27 protein-coding genes and 1 pseudogene are annotated in these 24,195 nt (G+C 70.7%); 7 read left to right on the plus strand and 21 right to left on the minus strand.

The window, feature by feature from the left end:
• Nucleotides 1-1,061 (plus strand): hypothetical protein (locus tag QSK10_RS29030; RefSeq protein WP_285666457.1); only part of this gene is annotated, 1,061 nt, incomplete at its 5' end.
• A gap of 17 nt (nt 1,062-1,078) precedes the next feature.
• Entirely contained in the window at nt 1,079-1,495 is a 417-nt protein-coding gene (locus tag QSK10_RS29035) for a hypothetical protein (protein WP_285666459.1), read from the plus strand.
• 9 nt (nt 1,496-1,504) lie between these two features.
• Here the strand turns inward: QSK10_RS29035 and QSK10_RS29040 are convergent, their stop codons facing one another.
• Nucleotides 1,505-2,218, minus strand: coding sequence for a M50 family metallopeptidase (locus QSK10_RS29040; protein WP_285666460.1), 714 nt, complete (start codon nt 2,216-2,218; stop codon nt 1,505-1,507).
• Nucleotides 2,219-2,274: 56 nt separating this feature from the next.
• On the opposite strand from QSK10_RS29040, the gene QSK10_RS29045 reads away from it, so the two are divergent.
• The gene (locus tag QSK10_RS29045; protein WP_285666461.1) at nt 2,275-3,243 is read left to right on the plus strand and encodes an ArsR/SmtB family transcription factor; all 969 of its coding nucleotides are present in this window, start codon (nt 2,275-2,277) and stop codon (nt 3,241-3,243) included.
• 68 nt (nt 3,244-3,311) lie between these two features.
• Nucleotides 3,312-4,355 (plus strand): hypothetical protein, encoded by a 1,044-nt coding sequence (locus QSK10_RS29050; protein WP_285666462.1) that lies wholly within the window; start codon nt 3,312-3,314, stop codon nt 4,353-4,355.
• Here QSK10_RS29050 and QSK10_RS29055 read toward each other — a convergent pair.
• From QSK10_RS29055 to QSK10_RS29110, 12 genes are all read right to left on the minus strand, one after another.
• Nucleotides 4,333-4,779: an acyl-CoA thioesterase gene (locus tag QSK10_RS29055; RefSeq protein ID WP_285666463.1), complete on the minus strand. Its 447-nt coding sequence runs from the start codon at nt 4,777-4,779 to the stop codon at nt 4,333-4,335. The two genes, QSK10_RS29050 and QSK10_RS29055, sit on opposite strands and share 23 nt — an antisense overlap.
• Complete coding sequence (locus QSK10_RS29060; protein WP_285666464.1) at nt 4,776-5,432, minus strand: TetR/AcrR family transcriptional regulator; 657 nt, start codon at nt 5,430-5,432, stop codon at nt 4,776-4,778. The genes QSK10_RS29055 and QSK10_RS29060 overlap by 4 nt, the downstream gene beginning before the upstream one ends.
• A gap of 105 nt (nt 5,433-5,537) precedes the next feature.
• Nucleotides 5,538-6,095: an EF-hand domain-containing protein gene (locus QSK10_RS29065; protein ID WP_285666465.1), complete on the minus strand. Its 558-nt coding sequence runs from the start codon at nt 6,093-6,095 to the stop codon at nt 5,538-5,540.
• Nucleotides 6,096-6,125: 30 nt separating this feature from the next.
• On the minus strand, nt 6,126-6,899 hold the full coding sequence (locus QSK10_RS29070) for a pentapeptide repeat-containing protein (protein WP_285666466.1): 774 nt from the start codon (nt 6,897-6,899) through the stop codon (nt 6,126-6,128).
• Nucleotides 6,896-7,390: a GNAT family N-acetyltransferase gene (locus QSK10_RS29075; RefSeq protein WP_285666467.1), complete on the minus strand. Its 495-nt coding sequence runs from the start codon at nt 7,388-7,390 to the stop codon at nt 6,896-6,898. The genes QSK10_RS29070 and QSK10_RS29075 overlap by 4 nt, the downstream gene beginning before the upstream one ends.
• A gap of 26 nt (nt 7,391-7,416) precedes the next feature.
• On the minus strand, nt 7,417-8,220 hold the full coding sequence (locus tag QSK10_RS29080; protein ID WP_285666469.1) for an ABC transporter permease subunit: 804 nt from the start codon (nt 8,218-8,220) through the stop codon (nt 7,417-7,419).
• Nucleotides 8,220-8,999, minus strand: coding sequence for a 2-aminoethylphosphonate ABC transporter permease subunit (locus QSK10_RS29085; protein ID WP_285666470.1), 780 nt, complete (start codon nt 8,997-8,999; stop codon nt 8,220-8,222). The genes QSK10_RS29080 and QSK10_RS29085 overlap by 1 nt, the downstream gene beginning before the upstream one ends.
• Entirely contained in the window at nt 8,992-9,990 is a 999-nt protein-coding gene (locus QSK10_RS29090; protein WP_285666472.1) for an ABC transporter ATP-binding protein, read from the minus strand. Before QSK10_RS29090 ends, QSK10_RS29085 begins: the two co-directional genes overlap by 8 nt.
• The gene (locus QSK10_RS29095) at nt 9,987-11,018 is read right to left on the minus strand and encodes a 2-aminoethylphosphonate ABC transporter substrate-binding protein (protein ID WP_285666474.1); all 1,032 of its coding nucleotides are present in this window, start codon (nt 11,016-11,018) and stop codon (nt 9,987-9,989) included. Before QSK10_RS29095 ends, QSK10_RS29090 begins: the two co-directional genes overlap by 4 nt.
• A gap of 9 nt (nt 11,019-11,027) precedes the next feature.
• Complete coding sequence (locus QSK10_RS29100; RefSeq protein WP_285666476.1) at nt 11,028-11,672, minus strand: HAD family hydrolase; 645 nt, start codon at nt 11,670-11,672, stop codon at nt 11,028-11,030.
• A complete protein-coding gene (locus tag QSK10_RS29105; RefSeq protein ID WP_285666478.1) occupies nt 11,666-12,778 on the minus strand; it encodes a TIGR03364 family FAD-dependent oxidoreductase in 1,113 nt (370 codons plus the stop codon). Before QSK10_RS29105 ends, QSK10_RS29100 begins: the two co-directional genes overlap by 7 nt.
• Before the next feature lie 152 nt (nt 12,779-12,930).
• Nucleotides 12,931-13,647 (minus strand): GntR family transcriptional regulator, encoded by a 717-nt coding sequence (locus QSK10_RS29110; RefSeq protein ID WP_285666896.1) that lies wholly within the window; start codon nt 13,645-13,647, stop codon nt 12,931-12,933.
• Between the two features lie 304 nt (nt 13,648-13,951).
• On the opposite strand from QSK10_RS29110, the gene QSK10_RS29115 reads away from it, so the two are divergent.
• From QSK10_RS29115 to QSK10_RS29125, 3 genes are all read left to right on the plus strand, one after another.
• Nucleotides 13,952-15,421 carry an alkaline phosphatase family protein gene (locus QSK10_RS29115; protein ID WP_285666479.1) on the plus strand — a complete coding sequence of 490 codons (1,470 nt, stop codon included), beginning with the start codon at nt 13,952-13,954 and terminating at the stop codon, nt 15,419-15,421.
• Nucleotides 15,422-15,477: 56 nt separating this feature from the next.
• A complete protein-coding gene (locus tag QSK10_RS29120; RefSeq protein ID WP_285666480.1) occupies nt 15,478-15,879 on the plus strand; it encodes a VOC family protein in 402 nt (133 codons plus the stop codon).
• A gap of 146 nt (nt 15,880-16,025) precedes the next feature.
• Complete coding sequence (locus QSK10_RS29125; protein WP_285666482.1) at nt 16,026-16,691, plus strand: hypothetical protein; 666 nt, start codon at nt 16,026-16,028, stop codon at nt 16,689-16,691.
• Between the two features lie 744 nt (nt 16,692-17,435).
• Here QSK10_RS29125 and QSK10_RS29130 read toward each other — a convergent pair.
• From QSK10_RS29130 to QSK10_RS29165, 8 genes and pseudogenes are all read right to left on the minus strand, one after another.
• Nucleotides 17,436-17,942, minus strand: a complete 507-nt coding sequence (locus QSK10_RS29130) for a hypothetical protein (RefSeq protein ID WP_285666484.1) — start codon at nt 17,940-17,942, stop codon at nt 17,436-17,438.
• A gap of 258 nt (nt 17,943-18,200) precedes the next feature.
• Nucleotides 18,201-18,602: a heat shock protein transcriptional repressor HspR gene (locus tag QSK10_RS29135; RefSeq protein ID WP_285666485.1), complete on the minus strand. Its 402-nt coding sequence runs from the start codon at nt 18,600-18,602 to the stop codon at nt 18,201-18,203.
• 20 nt (nt 18,603-18,622) lie between these two features.
• The gene (gene dnaJ, locus QSK10_RS29140; protein ID WP_285666487.1) at nt 18,623-19,786 is read right to left on the minus strand and encodes a molecular chaperone DnaJ; all 1,164 of its coding nucleotides are present in this window, start codon (nt 19,784-19,786) and stop codon (nt 18,623-18,625) included.
• Nucleotides 19,787-19,997: 211 nt separating this feature from the next.
• Nucleotides 19,998-20,507: pseudogene (grpE, locus tag QSK10_RS29145) on the minus strand (nucleotide exchange factor GrpE); the annotation flags it as partial.
• Nucleotides 20,504-22,357 (minus strand): molecular chaperone DnaK, encoded by a 1,854-nt coding sequence (dnaK, locus tag QSK10_RS29150; RefSeq protein ID WP_285666488.1) that lies wholly within the window; start codon nt 22,355-22,357, stop codon nt 20,504-20,506. The gene dnaK and the pseudogene grpE, both read right to left, overlap by 4 nt.
• An 80-nt stretch (nt 22,358-22,437) precedes the next feature.
• Nucleotides 22,438-22,719: a hypothetical protein gene (locus tag QSK10_RS29155; RefSeq protein ID WP_285666489.1), complete on the minus strand. Its 282-nt coding sequence runs from the start codon at nt 22,717-22,719 to the stop codon at nt 22,438-22,440.
• 139 nt (nt 22,720-22,858) lie between these two features.
• Complete coding sequence (locus tag QSK10_RS29160) at nt 22,859-23,386, minus strand: DinB family protein (RefSeq protein WP_285666491.1); 528 nt, start codon at nt 23,384-23,386, stop codon at nt 22,859-22,861.
• Nucleotides 23,383-24,159 carry an MOSC domain-containing protein gene (locus tag QSK10_RS29165; RefSeq protein WP_285666492.1) on the minus strand — a complete coding sequence of 259 codons (777 nt, stop codon included), beginning with the start codon at nt 24,157-24,159 and terminating at the stop codon, nt 23,383-23,385. The genes QSK10_RS29160 and QSK10_RS29165 overlap by 4 nt, the downstream gene beginning before the upstream one ends.
• Between the last annotated feature and the right edge of the window lie 36 nt (nt 24,160-24,195).

Raw genomic sequence — 24,195 nt, forward strand, 5'->3', positions numbered from 1 at the left:
GGTTCCTCGCCGCACTCCTCGGGGTCGGCGGGATCGCCGACAAGGTCAAGAAGTTCTTCCAGGCACTCTCCAAACCCGTCATGAAAGCCGTCGACTGGGTCGTCGGCAAAATCGTCGGCTTCGGCAAAAAGATCTGGGCCAAACTCAAGGACAAGTTCGGCAAGAAGAAGGACGGCAAACCCGGCGACGCCAAGGACGACAAGGCCGCCCAGAAGGCGGAGAACCCGGTCGTCAAGGTGTCCTTCCAGATGGCCGGTGCGCCGCACACCCTTACGTTCAAGCCGGAGACCGATGACGCCAAGGTCGTCATGGCCTCCGACCTTCCCGACGATCTCATCAACAAATTCAGCAAGGCGCACGTTCGCATCGACAACTTCCGCGTCTACATGGAGTCGATCGAAGACCCGGATGTCAAGAAGCGCTTCCAGGAGAACGTGCTTCCCTGGGTCGAGGAGTTTCTGCACATCAACGTGATGCGATTCCGGTCGATCTACAAACAGTGGTTCCCGCCAAGGGAACCCACCGGCGGCATCTCCTCGGTCCGCACCGAAGACAAGCTCACCAAGGTGCGCGGCATGACCTCCGAGGCGCAGGAGGCTCTCCAGAACCTCACCAAGTGGGCGGCCAAGACCGGCATCACCGATCTCGCCCCCCATGAGATCGAGCGCGTCTTCACCGCACAGGGGCAGGAGATCTGGAAAGCCGACTTCGAGCAGAAGAAGGCGAAGATCCAGGCGATCGTCGGAAAGTACTCGTACAAGGGACAGCCCGTGCAGTACAAGGGCAGCATGGTCACCGGCTGGCGTGGCAAGCACAAGGGCAAGACGCACTACGATCCGAAGGACTTCGACGTCGACATGTACGTGGTGCACGCCGAGGAGTTCGAACGGATCAAGACCAGGAAGCGCGGATGGGGCAAGTCCTGGATCGCGGGCGACCCGATCGACGCGCCCGAGCTCCTCCAGGTCAGTGACCGGGTCGCCGCGGAGCTCGGCGACGCCTTCCCCGGCGTCAAGGGCATCGGGGAGTCCAAGATCGTGCTCCGCAAGAGCCCACAGTGAGGATGAGAGCGTCCAGCGTGAAGAAGGTTCTAGAGTTCTCCGTCCGCACCACCACGTCCGCGTCCGCCGAGGAGGTGTGCGAGGCGGTATCGGCGGCCCTGAACGTCAGGTTCGCCGAGGGGAAGTACGAGATCATCGACGCCTACGTCGCCGACTTTCTCGGCATGCGCGTCGGGCTCTTCGGCTGGGGTGCCGACATCCTCCTGGACAGCCGTCTGGAGGACCGGCGCTTCCTCACCGCCGCGAATCAGGGCGGCCTGGTGCCGGTGGACATCGCCGAGGCGATCGCCGACATGCTCACGGTCATGACGCCGTACTCCTGGCGTGTTCCCTCTGACGCGGATCTGGCCGCCGACGAGGAGTACTCCGAGGAGTACGACCGCTTGAGCGCCGAGGACAACGCACCGCCGTCCTGGCTCGACGACGAGAACTGAGCCCGTCCCTCACCCCGGAAAACTGAACCCGATCAAGTTCTTCGCCCCCAGCACCAGGCTCCCCAGCGTCACCAGGTAGAACATCCCGATCCACACCACCGCCGGGATCTTCGTGATGCCCGCGAGCTGGTCGGGGTCGGTGGTGCGTTCCACTCCCGGCCTGCGGCGGTGGGTCCAGGTTTCGGCGACGGGGCGGACGGAGCCGACGAGCAGGAACCAGGCGCCGCCGTAGGCGATGGCGGTCTGGACGTTGGCGGGGGCCCACCAGACGAGGGCGAAGACGGCGAAGGCGGTGAGGATCATGGCGATCCAGCCGTAGACGTTGCGGATGAAGAGGGCCATCGCGACCAGGAGGGCGAGGATCGCCCAGAGGAGCATGACGATGAGGCCCTGGGAGATCAGGAACGAGGCGCCGAGGCCGATGAGCGCGGGGGCCATGTAGCCGGCCATGAGGGTGAAGACCGCCGAGGGGCCGCGCTGGCTGCCGTAGGTCATGGTCAGGCCGGAGGTGTCGGAGTGCAGGCGGATGCCGTGGAGCCGGCGTCCGGTCAGCAGCGCGATGAGGGCGTGGCCGCCTTCGTGGGCGATGGTGACGATGTTGCGGGCGGGTTTCCAGAGGGGCCGCCAGATGACGACGCCGAGGGCGAGGACGGCGGTGACGATCACGATGTACAGGGGTGGTGTGGGCTGTGTCGCGACCAGTTTGTCCAGCACGTCACCCATGGTGTTCCTCCTCCGGCGGGTCCCCGAGGTTACCCGGTTGCCGCTACCGTCGGTGGATGCTGACCTTGACGCTCACGAGTCGCGACCTGGACTTCGTCCGGTTCGCGCATTCGCCGCTGTGGGAGGTCGTGGCGAGCGTGCGGGTGCTGAAGCTGCCGGCGGCGGGGTCGCCGCACCGGCCGTGGATCGAGGCGGTCGCGCCGAGGCTGCCGGGGCTGGACCTGCGGTTGCTCAATGACCTGGTGCCGGTGCCGGCGAGGATCCTGCCGGCGTTCCTGGCGCCGCCGCCGACTTCTTCGGCGCCGGACCTGGACACCGAGCTGGCCACGGTCGCCGCGACGAGCCCGGAGCGGGTGCGGATCGGCTTGGACATGATGGAGGGGCCGCGTTCGGCGCGTCTCGACGCGCTGTACGCGGACCCGGTGGCGGGGCTGGCGGAACTGGTCGCCTCGATCCGCGCGTACTGGGACACCGCGCTGGCGCCGTACTGGGGACGCGTCAAGTCGCTGCTGGAGTCCGACATCCGGCATCGCGCTCGGCTGCTCGCCGAGGGCGGGGTGCGGCGGCTGTTCGCCGACCTCGATCCGGCGATCTCGTGGGACGGCGAAAGGCTGCGCATCGACCACAAGTTCGTCGAGCGGGACGCCGAGGCGCGCGGCATGGGCATCCTGCTCACGCCCAGCGCGTTCGTGGCGCCGTCGGTGTTCTCGGTCTCTTCGCCGCCGTGGCAGCCGACGGTCCGGTACGGGCCGCGGGGCATCGGCCTGCTGTGGGCGAAGGAGAACCGGGATGTGGCCAAGGCTCTGGAGCGGCTGCTGGGACGCTCGCGCGCGCAACTGCTGTCCACACTCGACGAACCGGCGGCGACCGGTGAGCTGGCGGGCCGGCTGGGCCTGACCGCGGGCGGCGCGTCGCAGCACCTCACGGCGTTGCGGGACGCCGGGCTCGTCCAGGGACACCGCTCCGGGCGCTACGTCCTCTACGCGCGAACCGAACTGGGACAGCGGCTCGTCGAAGTAGGGTGATCGGCCGGTCGGCGCACGGTTGCCGGAACCGGTCCACAATGGAACACTTCCATTGAAAGGAGGGCGGGGTGAAGCGCGCACACCTGGTCCTGCTGGCCCAGACGCACGGCTTCGGTCACGTGCGTCGCATCCACCGGCCCGTGCATCGCGGCTACGCCGAGGCCGCGGGCGGACTGGCGATCCTGGCCGGGGTCGCCGGGCTCGTCCTCCACTTCAACGACCAGCGGCCGGCGGCCGTCATCGCCTTCGTCGTGGCCGCGCTTCCGTTGCTGTGGCTGCTGTTGATCGCGCCGCGCTCCAAACGCGCGCAGGCCCAGGCGATCGCGGTCGCCGACGGCGGGCTGCTCATCGGCCGCGGCGCGCACGCCGTCCCGTGGGAGGCGATCACGTTCCCCGTGGAGAACGGGCGCAGGCTGTTCGCCTTCACCGACGAGGACGGCACGCCCTTCCTGGTCCGCTACGAGGACTACACCGGCGCCGCGACGCTGACCCGCACGCTGGAGTCGGGCAAGCCCGCCACCACGCCGATCCTGCGCCGGACGCTGATCACCGGCGTCTTCGCCCTCGCCGTCACCCTGGTCGCCTGGGCCGGTTTCGGGCCGCGCGAACGCCAGGCGCCGGAGGGCTCGGCCGGTTCCGGGCCCGGGGTCAGCTACCCGGAACATCAGCTGTCCGACCTCAATGGACTGTGCGCGGGCGGTCCCGGGCTGCCGGAGGCCGCCGGGTACGACGGCGACGGCGTCCACCCCGTCTACATCAGCGAAAAGGGCGCCCCGCGGCCCTCCGACGTGCCCGCCGAATGGCTCGCCGGGCGCCTCGGCGTCACCCAGCTCGTGGCGTGCGTGAGCGGCGAGCGGACCGCGTTCCTGAAGACCTGCCGCTACTCCGGCGCCGAAACCCGTGCCCTGTGGGGGATGCGGTGGACGATCACGATGCGCGTGGCGCGCACCGGTGAGCTGCTCGGCGTCGAGACCCGCGAGTACGGGCCCGAGACCGCGTGCCCCGTCGTCGTCTTCGAAGGCGCCGACGGGGACGTGCTGGAGGCCGCGCTGGAGAGCACCGAGCTGACGCTGATCCTGGACGAATACGTCAGGACGCGGGCGGCGAACTGACCAGCAGCGGCTCGGCGGCCTTGCGCAGCAGGTCCGACAGGGCCTTCGGGCGTCCCGTCTCGCGGTCGATGGCGACCTGGACGCGGCGTCCCTCGGCGTGCACGACGGTGTGGTCGGGCGACAGGACGCGGAAGCCGTAGACGACGCTGCTGCTGCCGAGCTTGTCGATCCAGAAGTGCACGTCCACGGTCCCGGCCTCGAAGATCGGGACGTGGTAGGTGATGGAGACCTCGCGGACGGCGAGGGTGGCGTCGCCGAGCTTGGAGCGGCCCGGGTCGAAGGACCAGCCGTGGCGGATCCAGTACTTCATGAGGGCGCGCTCCACGAGGATCCCGTACCGGGCATTGTGGACGATCCCCATTGGATCGAAGTCGTCGAAGTGGACTTCGGCGGTCTCAATGACGCCGGGGACGGTGGTGGTCACGGCTGTTCTCCGAACTGGTCGAGGAGGTGCGGGGTCGGCGACAGGGCGCGCAGGCGGTCGCGGACCGCCCGGCGCGAGTACTCGTAGGCGGAGGTCGAGGCGAGCAGCCGCGAGTGGGTCACCACCGCCACGCCGATCGCCTGGATCTCGAAGGCCAGCTGCTTGACGTCGGTGTCCTCGCGCAGCTCGCCCAGTTCCACGGCCTCGGTCGCGGTGGCGCGCAGCTTGCGCAGCCAGGCGCGCAGGGCGCCGAACACGGCGTCGCGGACCGGCCCGGGGTGGTCGTCGAACTCGTGCGCGGCGGTGGCGAAGAAGCACCCGCCGGGCAGCACGCGCCGGTCGTAGAAGGACATCCGGTGCTCGTGGAGCATGTACAGCCGCCGGACCCCGGCGGGCGCGGCCATGGCGGGGACGATGACCAGCTCGGTCCACTGGTCGGCGGCGCGTTCGACGATGGCGAGCTGGAGGTCCTCCTTGCCGGTCCAGTGCGCGAACAGGCCGGACTTGCTGACGCCGTGCGCGGCGGCCAGCCGCCCGAGGGTGATGCCGTTGAGGCCGTCCACCGACGCCATCGCGACCGCCGTGTCGAGGACGGCGGCGCGCGTGCGGTCGCCGCGCGCGCGGCGGCCGTCGGTGGCCTCGGACGGGGTCATGGGGTGAGCGTACAAGTTTCCGACCGATCGGTCGGGTAGGTGTCGGACGGGTCACACCGGGGAGGGGCCCGGGCGAGGCCATTGGCGGCCTCGCCCGCGCGGCCGCTACTCCAGCGGCCCGAGCATCCAGTGGCGCGCCGAGTCCGGCCCGTCGTCGAAGTAGCAGGCGCGGATCGCCGCGAGGATCTCGCCGCGCCCGACGTATCCGTCGTCGTCGGCGTCGAGGTGGTCGAAGACGCCGCCGGCGATGTCGGGGGCGATGCCCATCAGCGCGCCGGTCCAGCGGAGGTGTTCGCGCTTGTCGATGCGGCCGTCCTCGTCGGTGTCGGCGATCTCCAGGATCGTGTCGAGGAAGGGCACGTACCCGGCCTCGAAGGTCTCGGGGGTCTCCAGGAGGCCGAGGGCGAAGGCGTCGCGGTACTCCTCCAGGCTGATCTGGCCGTCGAAGTCGGTGTCGGCGACGGTGGACAGGTGCCCCCACAGGCGGGTGACGAGGTTCAGCAGGCGGACGCGGCGGGGGTCGTCCTCGGCGAGACCGAACTCGGCGGCCATGGCCTCGGCCGAGCCGGTGAAGTCCTCGCGCTGGATGTGTCCGTCACCGTCTCTGTCGTAGGTCTGGAAGCGGCGGGCGAGGAAACGGTCGAGGTCTGCCGAATGCTCCACTGAGGCTCCTTACGGACGGCTGGGCGGAAACTACGCCCAGTGTCCCGGGCGGGTGCGCCCTTTGGGAAGCCTCGTGCGGCCGTCGCCGCGCGCGGAGTCGAGTTGCGCCTGGGTGCAGAACAGCGCGCCGGACAGGTTCGCGCCGCGCAGGTCGGCGTCGCGCAGGTCGGCGCCGGTCAGATCGGCGCGGGTCAGGTCGGCGCCACGCAGGTCGGCGGCGATGAGGACGCCGCCGCGCAGGGACGCGCCCACCAGTTTCGCGTCGCGCAGGTCGGAGCCGAAGAACTGGGACCCGGCCAGGTCCTGGCCACCACCGCGCGCGACGGCCGAGGCCCGGCGCAGGATCGCGTTGACCCGGTCCCGCTCGGCGTTGACGTCCACTTGCGACAGTTGCTCGGGCGTGCCGGACGCCAGGGCGTCCGTCGTCTCGTAGGCGGCCTCGATCTCCTCGCGCAGCGTGGGCGCCGCGGCGAGGGCCTCGCGCAGGTACCACAGGAGTTCGTGCAGGTCCCGCATCACCGGGAAGGCCTTGAGCATCCGCCGGAACGGGTCGGTGCGCCAGTCGCGGCCGCCGAAGGTCTCCTGCGCCAGCCGCTGCCCGGCGCCGAAGCAGTCGTAGACGGTGCAGCCGCGGAAACCGGAGTCGCGCAGCTTGGCGTGGATGCCGCAGCGGGAGTCGGTGAGCAGGTTCGGGCAGGGCTTGTTCGCGGGCTTGTCGATGGCGAAGTCGGCCGACTTCTGGAAGGCCGGCGCGGTGCAGCACAGCCCGAAACACTGGGCGCAGTCGGCGCTCAGGACCCTCATGCGAGCTCCTTGAAGAAGACCGTGGTGGCGGACGGGACGCCCGAGGCCGAGAGCGCGAAGCCGGGGATCTCGCCCACGCGCGTCCACCCCTCGGACGCGTAGAGCCGCTCGGCGGGGCTGCCGGTCTCGGTGTCCAGGACCAACAATCTCACCCCGGTATGACGGGAATGCTCCTCTACCGCCTTCAGCAGGGAACGCGCCAGGCCGCGCCCGCGGGCGTCGCGGTGGACGATGAGCTTGCGGACCTCGGCCCGGTGCGCGCCGTTGGCGGTGGTGGCGCGGGCGAGGGCGATGGTGCCGACCGGCCGGTCGCCGTCCCAGGCCGCCCACACGTCCAGGCCCTCGGACTCCGCCCAGAACGCGGTGGCCGCCTCGGCCGACAGCGGCGCGACGAAGCCGACGGACGAGCCGCCGCCCACCGCGTCGGCGAGCACCTCGCCCAGCGCGGGGGCGTGCAGGCGCACTTCAGAGGGGGTGAGTCGGGTGATCACCGCCGCGACGATACCCGCGGGTCGTGTCAGCGTTGTTTCGCCGCACCCCGGCGCGTCGCCACGGCCAGCCCGGCCAGGATCACCACCGTCACCACGAGCAGGACGACGGTCTCGGCCGAGGCCAGGAAGACCCGGCCGCGGTCGGTGAGGGTGAACACGGTGACCGACAGGGGCCGCCAGGACGCGGGGTAGACCATGATCGTGGCGCCGACCTCGCCCATCGACAGGGCCAGCGACAGCGAGGCGGCGGCCGCGATCGAGGGCAGCAGCATCGGGACCCGCACGCGCCACAGCACCCGCCACGGGGACGCGCCCAGCGAGCCGGCGACCAGCGCGAAGGCCGGGTCGGTGCGGTCGAGGGCGGCCGAGACGGTCGAGTAGGCGAAGGCCAGCACCAGCACGAAGTGCGCGATGACGACCAGCCACATGGTGCCGTTCAGCGCGATCGGCGGGCGGCTGAAGGCGGTGAGCAGCCCGAGCCCGACGACCACCGAGGGCACCGCGACGGGCAGGTGCAGGACGGCGTCGGCGATCCGCCGCAGGGCGCGGGGAGCGGCGCGGACGGCCAGCGCGCCCCACGTGCCGGTGAGCACGGCGGCCGTCCCGGCCAGGAACGCCGTCTGGAGGCTCACCGAGAGGCTGGAGATCTCCTCGCCGGACAGGGCCTCGCCGAAGTGCGCGCCGGTGTAGGCGCCGGGCAGGACGCCGTTCCAGTCGGCGGCGAAGGCGGCCAGCACGAGCACCGCCAGCGGCGCCAGCACGACCGGCACGAAGACCAGCGCGAATATCGTCCACAGTAGAACGCGCCCGCCCCGGGACCAGACCAGCATCAGCGACCTCCACCGAAGGCGCGGCGGTAGACCGCGTACAGCGACAGCGACAGGGCGACCTCGATGACGGCGACCACGCAGGCCGCGGGGAGGTCGAAGGTGACCACGCCGAAGGAGTGCACCAGCATCGGCAGGGTCTCCACGTCCTTGGCGCCGATGAACAGCACGATCCCGAACTCGTTGAGGGTGAGCAGCAACGTCAGGGACGCCCCCGCGCCCAGCGCGGGCCAGGCCTCGGGCAGCACGACCCGGCGGAACACCCGCCACGGCCGCGCGCCCAGGGACGCCGCCACGTCCAGCTGCTCGCGCGGGAAGTGCTTGAAGGACGCCAGCAGCGGCCGCATCACGAACGGCGTGTAGAAGGTGATCTCGGCGGCGATCACGCACCACGGCGAGTACAGGAACCCGCCCATGACCTCGCGCCCGGCGGCCGCGTTGACGATCCCGGCCGAGCCGTAGAGGAACGTGAAGGCCAGCGCGATCAGGAACGACGGGAACGCCAGCAGCGTGTCCACCAGCCGCGTCACCAGGCCCGCGCCGGGAAACGGCGTGAAGGCCAGCACCAGCGCCAGGAACGTGCCCAGGACGACGCATCCGGCGGTCGCGGCCAGCGAGACCATCACGGTGGTGCCCAGGGCGTCCAGGAACCGGCCCGAGGAGGCCACCCGCGACCACGCGTCGCCGGTCAGCGACTCGCGGACCACGAAGTACAGCGGGTACAGGAAGAAGCCCGCGACCAGCAGCAACGGCGGCGCCAGCCACCAGGCGCGCCTAGTCACGGGGGACCACCGTCAGCCCGGTGGCGGGCAGGACGACCGAGGCGGGCTCGCCGACGCCGGGCAGCCCGTCGAGCGAGGCGACGTCCGCGCGGACTTCCGCCTCCACATCGGACAGCGCGAGGGTGACGCGGTAGGTCGCGCCCCGCCACTGGACGCCCGTCACCGTCGCCGCCAGCCCGCTACCGGGCGCGGCCACGCCGACGGCGTGCGGGCGCACGCACACGTAGCCCGCGCCGTCCCCGACCGCGACACGGCCGTCCACGATGGACCCCGGGATCAGGTTCGCCGCGCCCAGGAACGACGCGGTGAAAGCCGACGGCGGACGGTGGTACAGCTCGGCGGTGGCCGCCTCGTCGACCAGGCGGGCGTCCTTCATGACCGCGATCCGGTCGGCCAGCGCCAGCGCCTCGCCCTGATCGTGGGTGACGTAGAGGATCGCCGTCTCGGGCAGCTCGCGCTTGAGCCGCTGGAGCTCGCCGAGCATGTCGGCGCGCAGGGCGGCGTCCAGCGCCGAGAGCGGCTCGTCCAGCAGCAGCACGCGCGGCCGGTTGGCCAGCGCGCGGGCGATGGCCACACGCTGCTGCTGCCCGCCGGACAGCTCCCGGGGGCGGCGGGCGGCGTAGGCGGACATGCCGACCATCGCCAGGACCTCCGCCACGCGCTCCTTGCGTTGCGCGCGAGGGATTCCGGCCAGGCCGAAGGCGACGTTCTCGGCCACCTTCATGTGCGGGAACAGCGCGTACTGCTGGACGACCACGCCCACCCCGCGCCTGTGCGGCGGGAGGGCGGTGACGTCGCGGCCGTCCAGGCGGATCGTCCCGGAGGTGGGGCGCAGGAACCCGGCGACCGCCTTGAGCGCGGTGGACTTCCCCGACCCGGACGGGCCGAGGAGCGCCACGGTCTCCCCGACGGCGACGTCGAGGGAGAACCGGGACAGCGCCTCGGTCCGTCCGTAGTGGACGGTGACGTCCGACAGGCCGATCGCGGTCAAGACTTGCCCACCGCGGACTGGTAGGCGGCGATGTCGGCGTCCATGGCGGCGATGATCGCGCTCCAGTCGGGCTGCCAGACCTCGACGCCCTCCATGACCTTCTGCACGGTCACCGCGTTGGCGTCGGTGGCCTTCACGTCGCTGCGGGCCGGGATCCCGAAGGCCTGCGCGGAGACCTGCGACTGGGCCTGCGTGCCCAGCAGGAACTCCATGAGCTTCTTGCCGTTGTCACCGTGGGGCGCGTTGTTGACCAGGCCCATGTAGTACGGCAGGGCGAAGGTGGAGCGCTTGCCGGTGGCGTCGGCGGGGAAGAACAGGTCGAAGGCCGAGCCGTCGTTGTTCTTGGACGCCAGGTTCATCTGCACATCGCCGTTGGCCACCAGGATCTCGCCCTTGGACACCTTCGGCTGGAGCTTGCCGGTCGAGGAGGACGGGCCGACGTTATTGGCCTCCAGCTTCTTCAGGTAGGCCAGCGCGCCCTCCTTGCCCAGCACGTGCTGGAGCTGGATCAGCACCGCCGTGCCGTCCCCGGCCTGACCGGGCGTGGAGTACTGGAGCTTGCCCTTGAAGCGCGGGTCGAGCAGATCGTCCCACGTGGACGGTGCCGTACCGGCCTTCTCCGGGTTGTAGATGAAGCACAGGTAGTTGTTCACCAGGGGCGTGTAGTTGGCCGCGCCACCGGTGGTCAGCTCCGAGCCGGGAACCTTGTAATCGGCCAGCAGCCCGTCCCCGGCCGCCTTCTGGATGTATGGCGGCAGTGTGACGGCCACGTCGGCCTGCGTGCTCGCCTTCTCCTGCGCCAGGCGGGAGACGACCTCACCGGAGCCCGATTCCACGAGCTGGACGGCGATCCCGGTCTGCTTGGTGAACTCGGCGAACTGCGGGGTGTACCAGTCGGCGAGGCCGTCCACGGAGTAGACGGTGACGGTCTTGTCGCCGGAGGACTCGGCGGCGCCGGTGCCGCCGCAGGCGGTCAGCGCGGCGAGGGGAACGAGGGCGGCCACGGAAAGGAGTGCGCGTCTGCGCATCGGGGTCTCCTAGAGAACGAGGGAGGGAAGTGCGGTGACGGAGGAGAGGACGTGGTGGGCGCCGGCCGCGCTCAGCGCGGTGGCGTCGTGCGCGCCGGTGGTGACGGCGGTGACGGTCCCCGCCCCCGCCCGCAGCCCGGTGAGCACGTCGTATGTGGTGTCGCCGCAGGTGACGACCTGCCGCAGGTCGGTGGCGCCCAGCCGCAGGACGGCGGTGAGCACCAGGTCGGGGAAGGGGCGCCCGCGCCCGGCCTCGGCCGGGACGAGACTGAGGTCGGCCAGGCCGGTCCAGTCCAGCGCGGACAGGATCGCGTCGGCGGTGGGCCGGGAGAAGCCGGTGGTCAGCGCGACCTTGACGCCCGCCGAGCGCAGCGCGGTGATCGTCTCGGCCGCGCCCGGGATCGCCGTCACCGCGCCGAGGTGGCCCGCGTAGGCCACCTCGAAGCGCAGGTTCGCGGCCTGCGCGGCGTCCTCGTCACCGCCGAAGAGGTGCCGGAAGACGGTGATCTTCGATTCGCCCATGGTGGCGCGGACGTGGACGAGCATCTCGTCCACATCGGACCGTCCGGCGACGGCCTCCAGGAAGGCGGCCTCGACCAGCCCGTCGTCGGCGACGGTGGTCCCGGCCATGTCGAGTACGGCGAGCTCTACCATCCCAGGGCCTCCGCGCTGGTCTCGGCGATCGCGGGCGAGCAGGTCATGCCGCGCCCGCCCGGTCCGGTGACCAGCAGGACGCCGTCCGCGATGGACTGGCGGTGCACGATCTCGCCGGTGGCCAGGGTCTGCGCGTACACCCCGGCCCAGCGGCGGCGGACGCGCGGCAGCGGGCGGCCCAGGATCGCCTCGGCCGTGGCGGCCAGGTGGTCGTAGGGCTCCTCGACGACGTCGAAGGCGAAGGGCTCGTCGTACTCGTGGGTGTCGCCGATGGTCAGGCCGCCGTCGAGGCGCTGGACCATGAGCAGCTGCATCTTGTGCGCGGCGGCGATCTCCGGCTGCTTCTGCACCGCCGCCATCCGATCCCTTGCGGGGGAGTCGAAGCCGGGGTAGTAGCGGAAGCTGTCGCCGTCGGCCACCGCGGTGGTCAGCGGCTCGGCGAGCGCCTCGGTCTGCATCATCTGCAGCCGCACGCGCCGGACCGGCAGCTCACCGGCGAGCTCGCGGACGAGGCCGCCCAGCCAGGCGCCGGTGGTGAGGACGACGTGGTCGCCGGTGTGGGTGTCGCCGTGGTCGTCGCGGACCTCGCCCGCCTTGACGTCGCGGACTTCGCGTCCGGCGAGGAAGGTGTAGCGGCCCGACTTCAGCAGGTGCTCGCGCAGCGCGGGCAGCGCCACCCGCGACTCCACGGCCGCGTCGGTGGCGCAGTGCAGGGCGGCGGTGAAGTCGCCGCGCAGGGCCGGGTTGACGGCGCGGGCCCGCTCGGGGTCGAGGAGGGTGAAGCCGCGCTCGCCGCCGTGGGCGGTGGCGTGCTCGGCCACGGCGAGTTCGGCGGGCGTCCGGCACACCGTGAGCGAGCCGATGGCGCGGAAACCGACGCCGGGGACGTCCTTGCCGATGCGCTCCCACAGCTCGCGGGCCCGCAGCGCGGTCTCCAGCTCGGTGCCGTTGGCGCGTCCGGAGACCCAGACGAGCCCGAAGTTGCGGACCGAGGCGCCGCGGGCTTCCCGCTCGCGTTCCAGATGGACGACCTCGTGGCCCCGGGCGACGGCCTCGAAGGCGTGCATCGTGCCGAGGGCTCCGGCGCCCACGATGATGATGCGCAATGTAGCTCCCTTGTTCGCTGACGGTGGCCAGCTTCAAGGGGGTGGGGGACGGGCGCGTGTGGGAATGGTGAGCGGCGGGTTAACGGCTCCAAAAGGTTCGGACCTGTTACCTTACCGTGATCTTCGGAGGTCGGGCCTTCGCGACGAGCTCCTCAGCCCGCCCGCAGCCGCGCCCGGAATCCGATGCGGTCGCCCCGGTACAGCGTCCTCACCCGCTCGATCGGCGCGCCTTCCGGGTCGTAGGACACCCGGTGCAGCAGCAACATCGGCAGGGCCGGGTTGGTGCCGAGCAGGTGGGCCTCCCTGGGCGAGGCCAGCGCGGTCTCGATCTGGTCCTCCGCCTCGGCGAAGACGACACCGTGCTCGTCCTGGAGGCAGGCGTAGAGCGATCCGGCCGGGTCGAAGGTGTCCAGGAGGTCCGGGAAGCGGGCCGCCGGCAGGTACGTCGATTCCAGGCCGGTGGGTTCGCCGTCGGTGAGCAGGACGCGTTCCAGGTGGAGGACGTCGGTGCCCTCCTCGACGCCCAGGACGGTGGCGGTTCCGGCGTCGGCGGTGACGCGCTCCTTGGTGACCAGGATGCGGCTGGGGGTGCGGCCCATGGCGCGGACGGCCTCGGTGTAGCTGACCAGGTCGAGGGGGTGGATCAGTTTCGGGGCCGCCACGAACGTCCCCCGGCCCTGGCGGGCGGCGAGGCGGCCTTCCAGCACCAGTTCCGAGATCGCCTGCCGGACGGTGGCGCGGCTGACGCCGTAGTCGGCGGCCAGTTCGCGTTCGGGGGGCAGGGGGGCGTCCGGGCCCAGCTCGGGCATCAACGCCAGGAGCCGTGCCTTGACCGCGTAGTACTTGGGCACTCTGCCGTGCTCGGGCACGCCATCGCGCACCGGTCCACTCGCCAACACGCCGCCAGCCTAGGAACACCGGGTTACGAGCCGGTGTTGGCGCGCGGAGCTTTTCTCCGCCCGTCCCCTCCGTCGAGGGTCGCGATGCTGGTCGCGGGGCCGTTCGGGTCGCGGATTCGGTGAACAGGGCGTGAAACGGCGATTCGGTGTGACAGGTGACACATCGGGGCGGCCTCCCGGTGTTCATCGATTCGCCCGATATGGCCGCGCCGGTGTTCACACGCGCTTGAATGACTGATTCGCAACAGGTCCGTACCAATCGAAGGGACGTCTCATGCGACGCGCTCTCGCCGTGTCCGCCGCTTTGCTGGCGGCCGCTTTAACCCCCGTTCCCGCCCAGGCCGCCGCCGTGACACCGAAGGTGCTGGTCATCGGCATCGACGGGTTCCTCTCCACCAAGATCGCCGCCGCCAACGCGCCCAACCTGAAGGCGATGCAGCGGACGGGCGTCGACGGCCGCAGCCTGCTGTACGCGCAGCCGATGGCGGCCACCTCGTCCGGGCCGGGCTGGTCGACGATCCTCACCGGGGTCTGGCCCGACAAGCACAAGGTGCGCGACAACTCCTTCAGCGGCAACGATCTGGCCTCCCACCCGGACTGGCTCTCACGGGCCGAGGCGGCCAACCCGGCGCTGGACACCTATGCCGCGCTGGACTGGAAGGCCATCGACGACCACATCCTCGGCGACGGCATCGACCGCAAGCTCGTCCTGGACGGCGACCGGGACGGCTACGTCACCCACGACGCCACCATCGCCACCCGGTCCGAGGCGCACCTGCGCGACGACCGCGCCGACGCGTCCTTCGTCTACTTCGGACAGCTCGACATCGTCGGGCACTCCTCCGGTTCGGGCTCGCAGGCCTACCTGACCGAGATCGCGCGCATCGACGGCTACGTCGGACGCCTGGTCGCCGCGGTCAACGCGCGCGTCACCCGCTCCTCGGAGTCCTGGCGGATCATGGTCACCACCGACCACGGCCACCTCGCCACCGGCGGCCACGGCGGCGACAGCCTCGACGAGCGATCCACGTTCATCCTCGCCACCGGCGACGGCATCACCGCCGCGTCCGCGCCCAAGACCACGCGCCTGGTGGACTCGGCCTACACCGCGCTGGCGCACCTCGGCGTCCCGCGACCGTCGACACTGGACGGACGGCCGGTCACCGACGTGTCCGCCGACCCCTTCGAGACGGTGCCGCTGGGACCGGCGGTCGCCGAGAGCATCCCGTCCTCGGTGCTCGGCTGGTCGGCGTCCCTCCCCAGTGGATGGACGCGCGACAACTCGGCCATGCCCACCGGTGGCGTCACCGAGTGGCGCGGCTGGTCACTGGCCTCCGACGCCTTCTGGTCCTCGGCGCAGCGCGGCCAGTCCCGCGAGACCTTCGTGCGCGGGCGCGGCACGATCGCGGTGGCCGACTCCGACGAGTGGGCCGACACGTCCAACGCCACCGGCAAGACCTGGGACTCCACACTGTGGACACCGGTCCGCGCGGTCACCGGCTCCTCGGTGCGCCTCGACCTCACCCACTGGTACCGCCAGGAGGCCGGTCAGCGCGGCTACGTCCTGGCCGGCTGGGACGGCGGCGCGGCCGTGGTCGCCAGGACCTACACCGCCGACTCGGTCAACGGCGCCGAGACCATCACCCTCCCCGTCCCCGCGGGCGCGACCAACGTGAAGATCGGCTTCCGGCTGACCGGCGTGAACAACTGGTACTGGGTCCTCGACGACGTCCGCGTGAGCTGATCCGGGCGCGCCGAAACGCCTGCGCGCGTCCCCGGGATGAACCAGGATCAATGCACATGGACACGATGATCTTCCCGAACCTGCCGGTCAAGGACCTCGACGCCGCCAAGGCCTTCTACACCGCCCTCGGCTACGAGATCAACGCGCAGTTCACCGACGAGAACGCCTCCGCCGTGGTCATCTCCGACACCATCGTCGTGATGCTGCTGCGCGAGGAGTTCTTCGGCACCTTCACCTCCCGCGCCATCGCCGACACCACGACGACCGTGGAGATCATGAACGGCCTCGGCGTGGCCAGCCGCGCCGAAGTCGACCGCATCGCCGACGCGGCCCTCGCCGCCGGTGGCCGCGCCACCGGCGAACCGCAGGACCAGGGCTTCATGTACTCCCGCGGCTTCGCCGACCTCGACGGCCACGAGTGGAGCGTCCTCTGGATGGACCCGTCGGCCCTCCAGTAGCCAAGGTGGGCCTACTCTCCCGGGAGTAGGCCCACCCCACCACCCACTCCGCACGTGCCCATCACGGTTACCGCCCACGTGCGACGACGAAAAGCCCTGCTCACGGAAGGCTTCTGGGTATAAACAGCGACCCAAGGAGCCCCCCAATGCGTACCGGACGCAGCCTCATCCTCGCCGGAATCCCCGTCGTGATGGCCTTCCTCGTCGGCATGATCGCCGCCCTGGCCATCGGCGACGGCGCCTACCCCTCGCCCTTCCTCGACCAGGACGTCATCCTGGACTGGCTGTCCAAGAACAGCGACGCCGCCCAGATCATGAGCCTCACCCAGCTCATCTCCGCCCTCGCCCTCCTGGTCTTCAGCGCCCGCCTCGCCGAAAGCCTCCGCCAGCGCGACAACGTCGCCCACGCCGCGATCGTCCAGTCCGCCGGCGCGGTGTCCTCCCTGATGCTGGCCATGTCGGCCCTCCTGGAATGGGTCGCGGTCCGCCCGGACGTACTCACCAGCGCCCCCGCCGCCCGCCTCGTCCACGACCTGTCGTTCCTGACGGGCGGCCCCGGCCACGTCGCCGCCCTCGGCCTCATGATCGGCACAGCCGCCCTCGGCCTCGCCAAGAGCCGCACCATTCCCAGCTGGCTCACCGTGCTCGGCGCCATCGTCGGAGTGGCGGGCATCCTCTCGGTCGCCAGCCTGATGACCGAGACCGCCGCCTACCTGCTCCCCATCGCCCGCTTCCCCGGCTTCATCTGGATCGTGGGCGCCACCGTGGTCCTACTGAAGAGGGACAAGGTCGCCGCAGACGTCCTGGTCTGAGAAGCCCGAAGGACCGATAGGTGGGGGACGGCCCGGAGAAACCCGGGCCGTCCCCCATCAGGCAACCCGCAAGACGAAAACAAGGCCGAGCCACCCACCCGACGACGGGTGAAGCCAGCCCGAGACAGGGCGGCAGACGGTAAACAAGCCGGGTGCAACGCGAAGCCCAGTGCAGTGAGGGCAAGACGAAGTCCTGGCGGAGTGGGCACGCCAGCGATGGGCGAACCCCGCCCGAGACGAGAACCGGGGACGATGTCACAACCCGGGTGCGATGCGCAGCAGGGTAGGGCACTTGACCTAAGCCGCAGCCGACAAACCTGCCCGCCACGCCAGACCAGGCCCCGCACAACCTTTCCTTCGAGAGCTGGATCTTCTGGCGTGCGGCCTGACGGGTCATTGGAACGAGGGTTCTGGGGGTGTCAAGACACGCTCTACCGTCTTGACACCCCCAGGTTCCTCGTTCACCGTCACCAAGGCCGAACGACGGAAGATCCGCAGGCAGCAACCCGACCGATCAGCGCGGGGATGGAATGGGACGCGGCAGGGGGAGAGGCACGACGAGGCTGGCCAAGGAGCAACTCACCAGCATGTCCCGCTCACGAACACGCACCGAGTCACCCCCCGATCAGCTCCCGCGCCCTGGCCTCCGACTCGCGATGCATCCACGCCTCGGCGACCCGCACCGCCTCCTCGGCCGACACCGACACCAACTCCGCGATCATCCATCCATCTACACAGGACGTATCAAGCCACCGCGTCGGGCCACTCACCCAGCTCCGCCAGGACCTTGGCGGTCACCGGATCGACCGCCGGGACCCGGATGTCATGGAAGGGCAGGTCGAAGGAGCTGCCCACCGGAGCCCAGGACCGGGACCGCACGGTGTGCTCGCGCTCGGTGTCCCGCCCGTCGACGTTCTGGGTGTGCCGCTCGACCCGCTCGTGCCAGACCCCGCGCTCGCCCCGGTAGCGGGTGGTCGTCCGCGCCGAGACCGACCAGACCGGGACGTGCAGCGCGACCGGCTCGTGCGGCCCCCGCCGCAGCGGCTCCGGCGCCAGCCACCGGGACTTGACCCAGTCGGCGACGGCCCGACGTCCGTCCACATCGAACGGGATCAGGAAGGACGCGCCCTCGCGCACCCGTTCCCAGCTCAGGGCCTCACCACAGCCCGCGCAGAGCACCACGTGTTCGTCCAACCGGGACGGATCGGAGACGAGCCCGCTCTTCGCCGGCCAGTCGGCGATCTCCGCCATCCGCGCGGCGGTGCCCGGGTCGGCCGCGCCGGATCGAGCGGGGCGCCATCCACCGTTTCGCGGTCCAGCGCGACACCGCGGCCGCGCAGTCCACTGTGAACGGAACCACGAACGTGCCCTCGGGACGCTCCGGGGCCCGGGCTAACCGCGCGCCGCAGGCGCAGTGGGTGGAGTTCTCGTCGTCGACACTGCCGCATTCGCCACAAGCGGGTCGGGTCATGTTTCGAGGGTACGGCGCGAAGGCGCCATCCCCGGCGCCTAACGCTGGGGCAGCGGCCACGGCATCAGCGCGGTCCCGGGACGCCGGATGGCGAAGGGACCGGCGAGGGCGTGCAGCTCGTCGAGATGGCGGCGCGCCTCACCCAGGTGCTCCAGCAGCTCGCCGACCTGCACGCGGAGCTCGCTGACCTGGTTCTCCAGCGCGATGATCCGCTTGATGCCGGCCAGGTTCACCCCGTCCTCTTGGGACAGTCGCTGGATCTCCCGCAGCAGCGCGACATCGCGGACGCTGTAGCGGCGCCCGCCGCCGGGCGTGCGGGCGGCCTCGACGAGGCCGAGCCGGTCGTACTGGCGCAGGGTCTGCGGGTGCATCCCGGCCATCTTGGCGGCCACCGAGATGACCAGCACCTTGGAGTCGGCGGTGATCTCGTGATCGGTCATGACGGCGTCACCTCATCTCCTCAGTCGGCGCCGAGCTCGTGCCGGTCGGCGGGCGGTAGCTGCGTGGCGAGCTTCTCCACGGTCTCCCTGGCCTCGGGCGACAGCGTGGCCGGCACCTCCACCTCCAGTGTGACCAGCAGATCGCCGGTGGTGCCATCGCGGCGCGGGACGCCGCGGCCGCGGGCGCGCAGGACCCGGCCCGAGGGCGAGCCCGGGGGGACGCGCATGGTGATCGGGGCGTCCAAAGTGGGGACGCGGATGTCGGCCCCGAGGGCGGCCTCGGCGAAGCTGATCGGCAGCCGCAGCGTCAGGTCGTCCTCGCGGCGCTCGAAGAACTCGTGCGGGGTCACCACGATGATCACGTACAGGTCGCCGGTGGGGCCGCCCCGGTCGCCGGGCTCACCGCGCCCGGCCAGCCGGATGCGCTGTCCATTGTGGACACCGGCAGGGATGCGCACGGTCATGGTGCGGGTCTTGGTGACGCCGCCGGTGCCCTTGCACTCCGGGCACTTGTCCTTGACGATCGTGCCCACGCCCTGGCAGTCCTTGCAGGGCTCGGAGAAGCTGAAGGCGCCCTGGTTCGTGGTCACCATGCCCAGGCCATGGCAGGTACCGCAGGTCTCCGGGGTGGTGCCGGGGGCCGCGCCGTTGCCGTGGCAGGTGTCGCAGACACCCGGGGCGCGCAGGGTCAGCGGGATAGTGGTGCCTAGGACGGCGTCGGAGAAGCTCAGGGTCACCGAGGCCTCGACGTCGCGGCCCTTCGAGGGGCCACCGCGGCGGCGGCCCTGCCCGAAGAGGTTCCCGAACAGGTCGCCGAAGCCGGAGGAGTCGCCGCCCCCGAAGCCACCGCCGCCCATGCCCGCGCCGCGCGAGGCGTTCCCGAGCAGGTCGGACAGGTCGAAGGGCTGCGCCCCGCCCATGCGCGCGTCCCGCCGGAACGAACCGGCGCCCAGGAGGGAGCGCATGTCGTCGTACTCTTTGCGCTTCTTGTCGTCGGCGAGCACGTTGTACGCCTCGCTGACCTCCTTGAAGCGCTCCTCCGCCTTCGGATTGTCCGGGTTGTGGTCGGGATGCAGGTCCCGGGCCAGCTGCCGGTACGCCTTCTTGATGTCGGCGGTGGGGGCGTCCTTGGAAACCCCGAGAACTTTGTAGAAGTCCTTTTCCATCCAGTCTCGCGAGACCATCGGACGCCTCCCCCTCTCGTCGATCGGTGCCGGGTTACTTGTCGCCTTCGGGCTTCTCGGCCTCGGGAGCCGTCTCTTCCGAAGGCGTCTCGCCGGCGCCGTCGCCGACAGTAGCCGCTTCCTGCTCGCCGCCGCTCTCCTCCGCGACCGCCGGTTCCCCGGCGGACTCGGTGGCCTCGGCCGGCTCCTCGGCGGGCTTGGCCGCCGACGGGTCCGGGTCGGCGACGGCGACCAGCGCCGGGCGGACCAGGCGGTCGCCCAGTTCGTACCCGCGCCGCATCACGTCGATGCACGTCTGCTCGGACACGTCCGGCGACAGCAGGTGCGCCACGGCCTCGTGCCGGTTGGGGTCGAAGGCGTCGCCCTTCTCGCCGAACGCGGTCAGCCCCAGCTTGGTCAGCGCGCCGGTGAGCTGCTCGGCCACCGAACCGAACGGGCCGGTCAGGTCGCCGTGCGAGCGGGCCCGGTCCAGGTCGTCCAGCACCGGCAGCAGACCCGTCACGACCGAGATCGTGGCCTGGTCGGCGACCAGCTTGCGGTCGCGGTCGACGCGCTTGCGGTAGTTGGCGTACTCGGCGGTGACCCGCTTGAGGTCGTCGGTGCGCTCCTCCAGCTCCTGTTTCAGGGCGGTGAGCTCATCGACCTCGGTCTCGGCCCCGGCGTCGCCGGGGGAAGGAGTCTCCTCCTCCACCCCGGCGGCTTCGGTGTTCTCGTCGGTCACTTCTTGTCGCCCTCGTCGACGATCTCGGCGTCCACGACGTCATCGCCGCCGCCCTTGGGCGCCTCGCCGGTCGAACCGGCGGACGCGCCACCGGCCTCGCCGCCGCCCGCGGCCTGCTGCGCGGCGTACATCGCGGCACCGGCCTCCTGGGAGACCTTGATCAGCGCGTCGGTGGAGTTCTTGATCGCCTCGGTGTCGGAGCCACCCAGCGCGGCCTTCAGCTCGGAGAGCGCGCCCTGGATCTCTTCCTTCTTGTCGGCGGGCAGCTTGTCACCGGACTCCGCCAGGAGCTTCTCGGTGTTGAACAGCCAGGTCTCGCCCAGGTTGCGGACCTCGGCGTCCTCGCGGCGCTTGCGGTCGTCCTCGGCGTGGTCCTGCGCGTCGCGCATCATGCGCTCGATGTCGTCCTTGGGCAGCGAGGAGCCCCCGGTGATCGTCATCGACTGCGCCTTGCCGGTCGCCATGTCCTTCGCCGACACGTTCACCAGGCCGTTGGCGTCGATGTCGAAGGTGACCTCGACCTGCGGGACGCCGCGCGGCGCCGGGGGCAGGCCGGTCAGCTCGAACGTGCCCAGCTTCTTGTTGTAGGCGGCGATCTCGCGCTCGCCCTGGAAGACCTGGATCAGCACGGACGGCTGGCTGTCGTCGGCGGTGGTGAAGATCTCCGAGCGCTTGGTCGGGATCGTGGTGTTGCGCTCGATGAGCTTGGTGAAGATGCCGCCCTTGGTCTCGATGCCCAGCGACAGCGGGGTCACGTCGAGCAGGAGGACGTCCTTGACCTCGCCCTTGAGGACACCGGCCTGGAGCGCGGCGCCCACGGCGACGACCTCGTCGGGGTTGACGCCCTTGTGCGGGTCGCGGCCGAGGATCTCCTTGACGAGCTCGACGATCGCGGGCATGCGGGTGGAGCCGCCGACCATGATCACGTGGTCGATCTCGGTGAGCTTGATGCCGGCGTCCTTGACCGCGGCCTCGAACGGCTTGCGGCAGCGCTCGCGCAGGTCGGCGGTGAGCCGCTCGAACTCCGCGCGGGTGAGCGTGACGTCCAGGTGCAGCGGGCCCTCGGGACCGGCGGTGATGTAGGGCAGGTTGATCGAGGTCTGCGTCGCGGCCGACAGCTCGATCTTGGCCTTCTCGGAGGCCTCGCGCAGGCGCTGCATGGCCATCTTGTCGGCGGCCAGGTCGATGCCGTACTGGCCGTTGAAGGTCTTCACCAGGTGCGCGATGACCTTGTCGTCCCAGTCGTCGCCGCCGAGGTGGTTGTCACCGTTGGTGGCCTTGACCTGGATGACGCCGTCGGCGATCTCCAGCAGCGAGACGTCGAAGGTGCCGCCGCCGAGGTCGAAGACGAGGACGGTCTGCTCCTGGCCGCCCTTGTCCAGGCCGTAGGCCAGGGCCGCCGCGGTCGGCTCGTTGATGATGCGCAGGACGTTCAGGCCCGCGATCTCGCCGGCCTCCTTCGTCGCGGTGCGCTGCGAGTCGTTGAAGTAGGCCGGGACGGTGATCACGGCGTCGGTGATGGTCTCACCCAGGTAGGCCTCGGCGTCGCGCTTCAGCTTCATCAGCGTGCGCGCGCTGATCTCCTGCGGGGTGTAGTGCTTGTCGTCGATGTCGACCGACCAGTCCTCGCCCATGTGGCGCTTGACCGAGCGGATCGTGCGGTCGGGGTTCGTGACGGCCTGCCGCTTGGCGACCTCACCGGCCAGCACCTCGCCGTTCTTGGCGAAGGCGATGATGGACGGGGTCGTACGCGAACCCTCCGCGTTGGTGATTACCGTGGGCTCGCCGCCTTCGAGAACGGCCACACAGGAGTTGGTCGTCCCGAGGTCGATGCCGACCGCACGTGCCATGGTGAAGCTCCCCCTGATTGGAAGTTGAGTGGACCAGGCTCAATGTTGTCTCGGCAGTTCCCCACTGTCAAGCCGACGGCTCACAAACTTGAGTGAGACCCGCGCAACTCTTCGCCGTCCGGGCGAGCGGTGAGGCAGTCGGTGAGCACACCGTCGGCGATGTGCCACGCGTCGCATGGCCAGGTTTCACCGCAGGCCTCGCACTGGACGCCGAGCAGCGCGTCCGGCAGGTGCGCCGACCAGTTCCGCGAGGCGATCTGCCAGGCGACGACCTCGACGACCTCGGCGGGCGCGTCGAGCGGTGGTGGTTCTTCGGGACTGAACGTGCCGGGGCGAGTGGTGCGAGAGCGTGATCGCGGCATGTCTCTTTTCCTCCGCCGTGTCTAACGGGTGATGGTGTGGCGGGGTCACGCGTCCGCCGGGGTGAAATGGGTTCGGACGCGTGATTGTTCCGACGCGGGGGGCGGGCACGTGCGCAGGGCACCGATTGTGGGAGGGCGGTTACAGTCCGACCGAACCGTCGATCCGCTCGCGGAGCAGGTCGGCGTGACCGAGGTGGCGGGCGTACTCCTCGATCAGGTGCGCGATGACCCACCGGAGGGTGAGCGGGCCGCGCCAGTGGTCGCGGCCACCGGCGTCCAGATCGTTCGCCTCGATGTACTTCGTGGTGAACGCGACCTGTTCGCGCCAGGCGTCCCAATCGGCCTCGACGTCCCCGGCGCCCTCGAAGTCCCCGTCCGGGTGCTCCGGGGACGAGTAGAGCGGCCCGGCGTCCTCGCCCGCGAGGTCCATGCGCACCCACCGCCGCTCGACGTCGGTCAGGTGCCGCACCAGACCGAGGAGGGAGAGGGTGGACGGCTCGACGGCTCTGCTGCGCAGCTGCTCGCCCGTCAGTCCCGCGCACTTCATCTCGAAGGTGCGTCTCTGCGCCGCCAGCATGCCGGTGAGGATCGTGCGCTCGTCGGCGGTGGCGTCGGTGGTGAAGCGGGACTCGTCACCGGCGTACAGCTCGGCGCGGCGGGGGCTCATCCGCCTATTTTCACGGCGTCGCCGAGGCGGACGTCACCGGGCTCCAGTACTGAGAAGTAGGCGCCGGCGGTGGCGAACACGCCGTACTCGGTCTCGACACGGTGGTGTTTGGCGAGGACGCACATCGCGTCGGGGTCGGGCGGGAGGTCACCGTGGGCGAGGGTGGGGACGACACAGCGGGGGCTGGGGACGATGGCCTTGAGTTTGACGGGGCCGACGGTGATCTCGTCCCAGGTGTCCTCGGGGTAGCCCGGGGTATCGGTGTCGATGACCAGGTTCGGGCGGTACCGGGCCGGGGCGATGTCGTGTCCGGCGTGCTCGCCGATCGACCGCAGGGTCGCGGTGGTGATGACGTGGACCGGGCCGAAGTCGAAGAAGGTGCCGGGGAGGATCGCGCCGAGGGTGCTGGTGGTGAACTCTTCGACGCCCTCGTCCAGGAGTTTCTCCGGGACGGCGCGGTGCAGCTGTGCGGTGGCGGGCGGGGTGTCGATGAGGGTGACGTCGCGGCCGGTGAGCTCGTTCAGGGCTTTGCCGGCGTCCTCGCGGGTGAAGGCGCGGCCGTTGATGTGGACGGTGAGGTCGCCTTCCGCCTTCGCGGTGAGCAGCGATCGCCACAGGCGGGGGTGTTTGGCGGAGGCGATGAGGCCGGTGGCGGTGTCGAGGAGGGCGTAGCGGCGGTCGCCGTCGAGGCCGGTTTCGGTGAGGTGGGCTCGCTGGAGGGATTCGCCGAGGAGGGACTTGACGGGGTAGCGGTGGAGGGAGGAGAGGTGCATGGGGGGATCTTGTCACCGGGCCCCACCACCATCACC

Source organism: Actinorhabdospora filicis (assembly GCF_030269765.1).
Classification (GTDB): domain Bacteria; phylum Actinomycetota; class Actinomycetes; order Mycobacteriales; family Micromonosporaceae; genus Actinorhabdospora; species Actinorhabdospora filicis.

Bases quoted from the DNA above. Each gene is read 5' to 3' on its own strand.
- QSK10_RS29040 (WP_285666460.1), bottom strand. From the start codon at position 2,218: ATGGGTGACGTGCTGGACAAACTGGTCGCGACACAGCCCACACCACCC.
- QSK10_RS29045 (WP_285666461.1), top strand. From the start codon at position 2,275: ATGCTGACCTTGACGCTCACGAGTCGCGACCTGGACTTCGTCCGGTTC.
- QSK10_RS29060 (WP_285666464.1), bottom strand. From the start codon at position 5,432: ATGACCCCGTCCGAGGCCACCGACGGCCGCCGCGCGCGCGGCGACCGC.
- QSK10_RS29070 (WP_285666466.1), bottom strand. From the start codon at position 6,899: ATGAGGGTCCTGAGCGCCGACTGCGCCCAGTGTTTCGGGCTGTGCTGC.
- QSK10_RS29080 (WP_285666469.1), bottom strand. From the start codon at position 8,220: ATGCTGGTCTGGTCCCGGGGCGGGCGCGTTCTACTGTGGACGATATTC.
- QSK10_RS29095 (WP_285666474.1), bottom strand. From the start codon at position 11,018: ATGCGCAGACGCGCACTCCTTTCCGTGGCCGCCCTCGTTCCCCTCGCC.
- QSK10_RS29100 (WP_285666476.1), bottom strand. From the start codon at position 11,672: ATGGTAGAGCTCGCCGTACTCGACATGGCCGGGACCACCGTCGCCGAC.
- QSK10_RS29115 (WP_285666479.1), top strand. From the start codon at position 13,952: ATGCGACGCGCTCTCGCCGTGTCCGCCGCTTTGCTGGCGGCCGCTTTA.
- QSK10_RS29120 (WP_285666480.1), top strand. From the start codon at position 15,478: ATGGACACGATGATCTTCCCGAACCTGCCGGTCAAGGACCTCGACGCC.
- QSK10_RS29125 (WP_285666482.1), top strand. From the start codon at position 16,026: ATGCGTACCGGACGCAGCCTCATCCTCGCCGGAATCCCCGTCGTGATG.
- QSK10_RS29130 (WP_285666484.1), bottom strand. From the start codon at position 17,942: ATGGCGGAGATCGCCGACTGGCCGGCGAAGAGCGGGCTCGTCTCCGAT.
- QSK10_RS29135 (WP_285666485.1), bottom strand. From the start codon at position 18,602: ATGACCGATCACGAGATCACCGCCGACTCCAAGGTGCTGGTCATCTCG.
- dnaJ (WP_285666487.1), bottom strand. From the start codon at position 19,786: ATGGTCTCGCGAGACTGGATGGAAAAGGACTTCTACAAAGTTCTCGGG.
- dnaK (WP_285666488.1), bottom strand. From the start codon at position 22,357: ATGGCACGTGCGGTCGGCATCGACCTCGGGACGACCAACTCCTGTGTG.
- QSK10_RS29155 (WP_285666489.1), bottom strand. From the start codon at position 22,719: ATGCCGCGATCACGCTCTCGCACCACTCGCCCCGGCACGTTCAGTCCC.
- QSK10_RS29160 (WP_285666491.1), bottom strand. From the start codon at position 23,386: ATGAGCCCCCGCCGCGCCGAGCTGTACGCCGGTGACGAGTCCCGCTTC.
- QSK10_RS29165 (WP_285666492.1), bottom strand. From the start codon at position 24,159: ATGCACCTCTCCTCCCTCCACCGCTACCCCGTCAAGTCCCTCCTCGGC.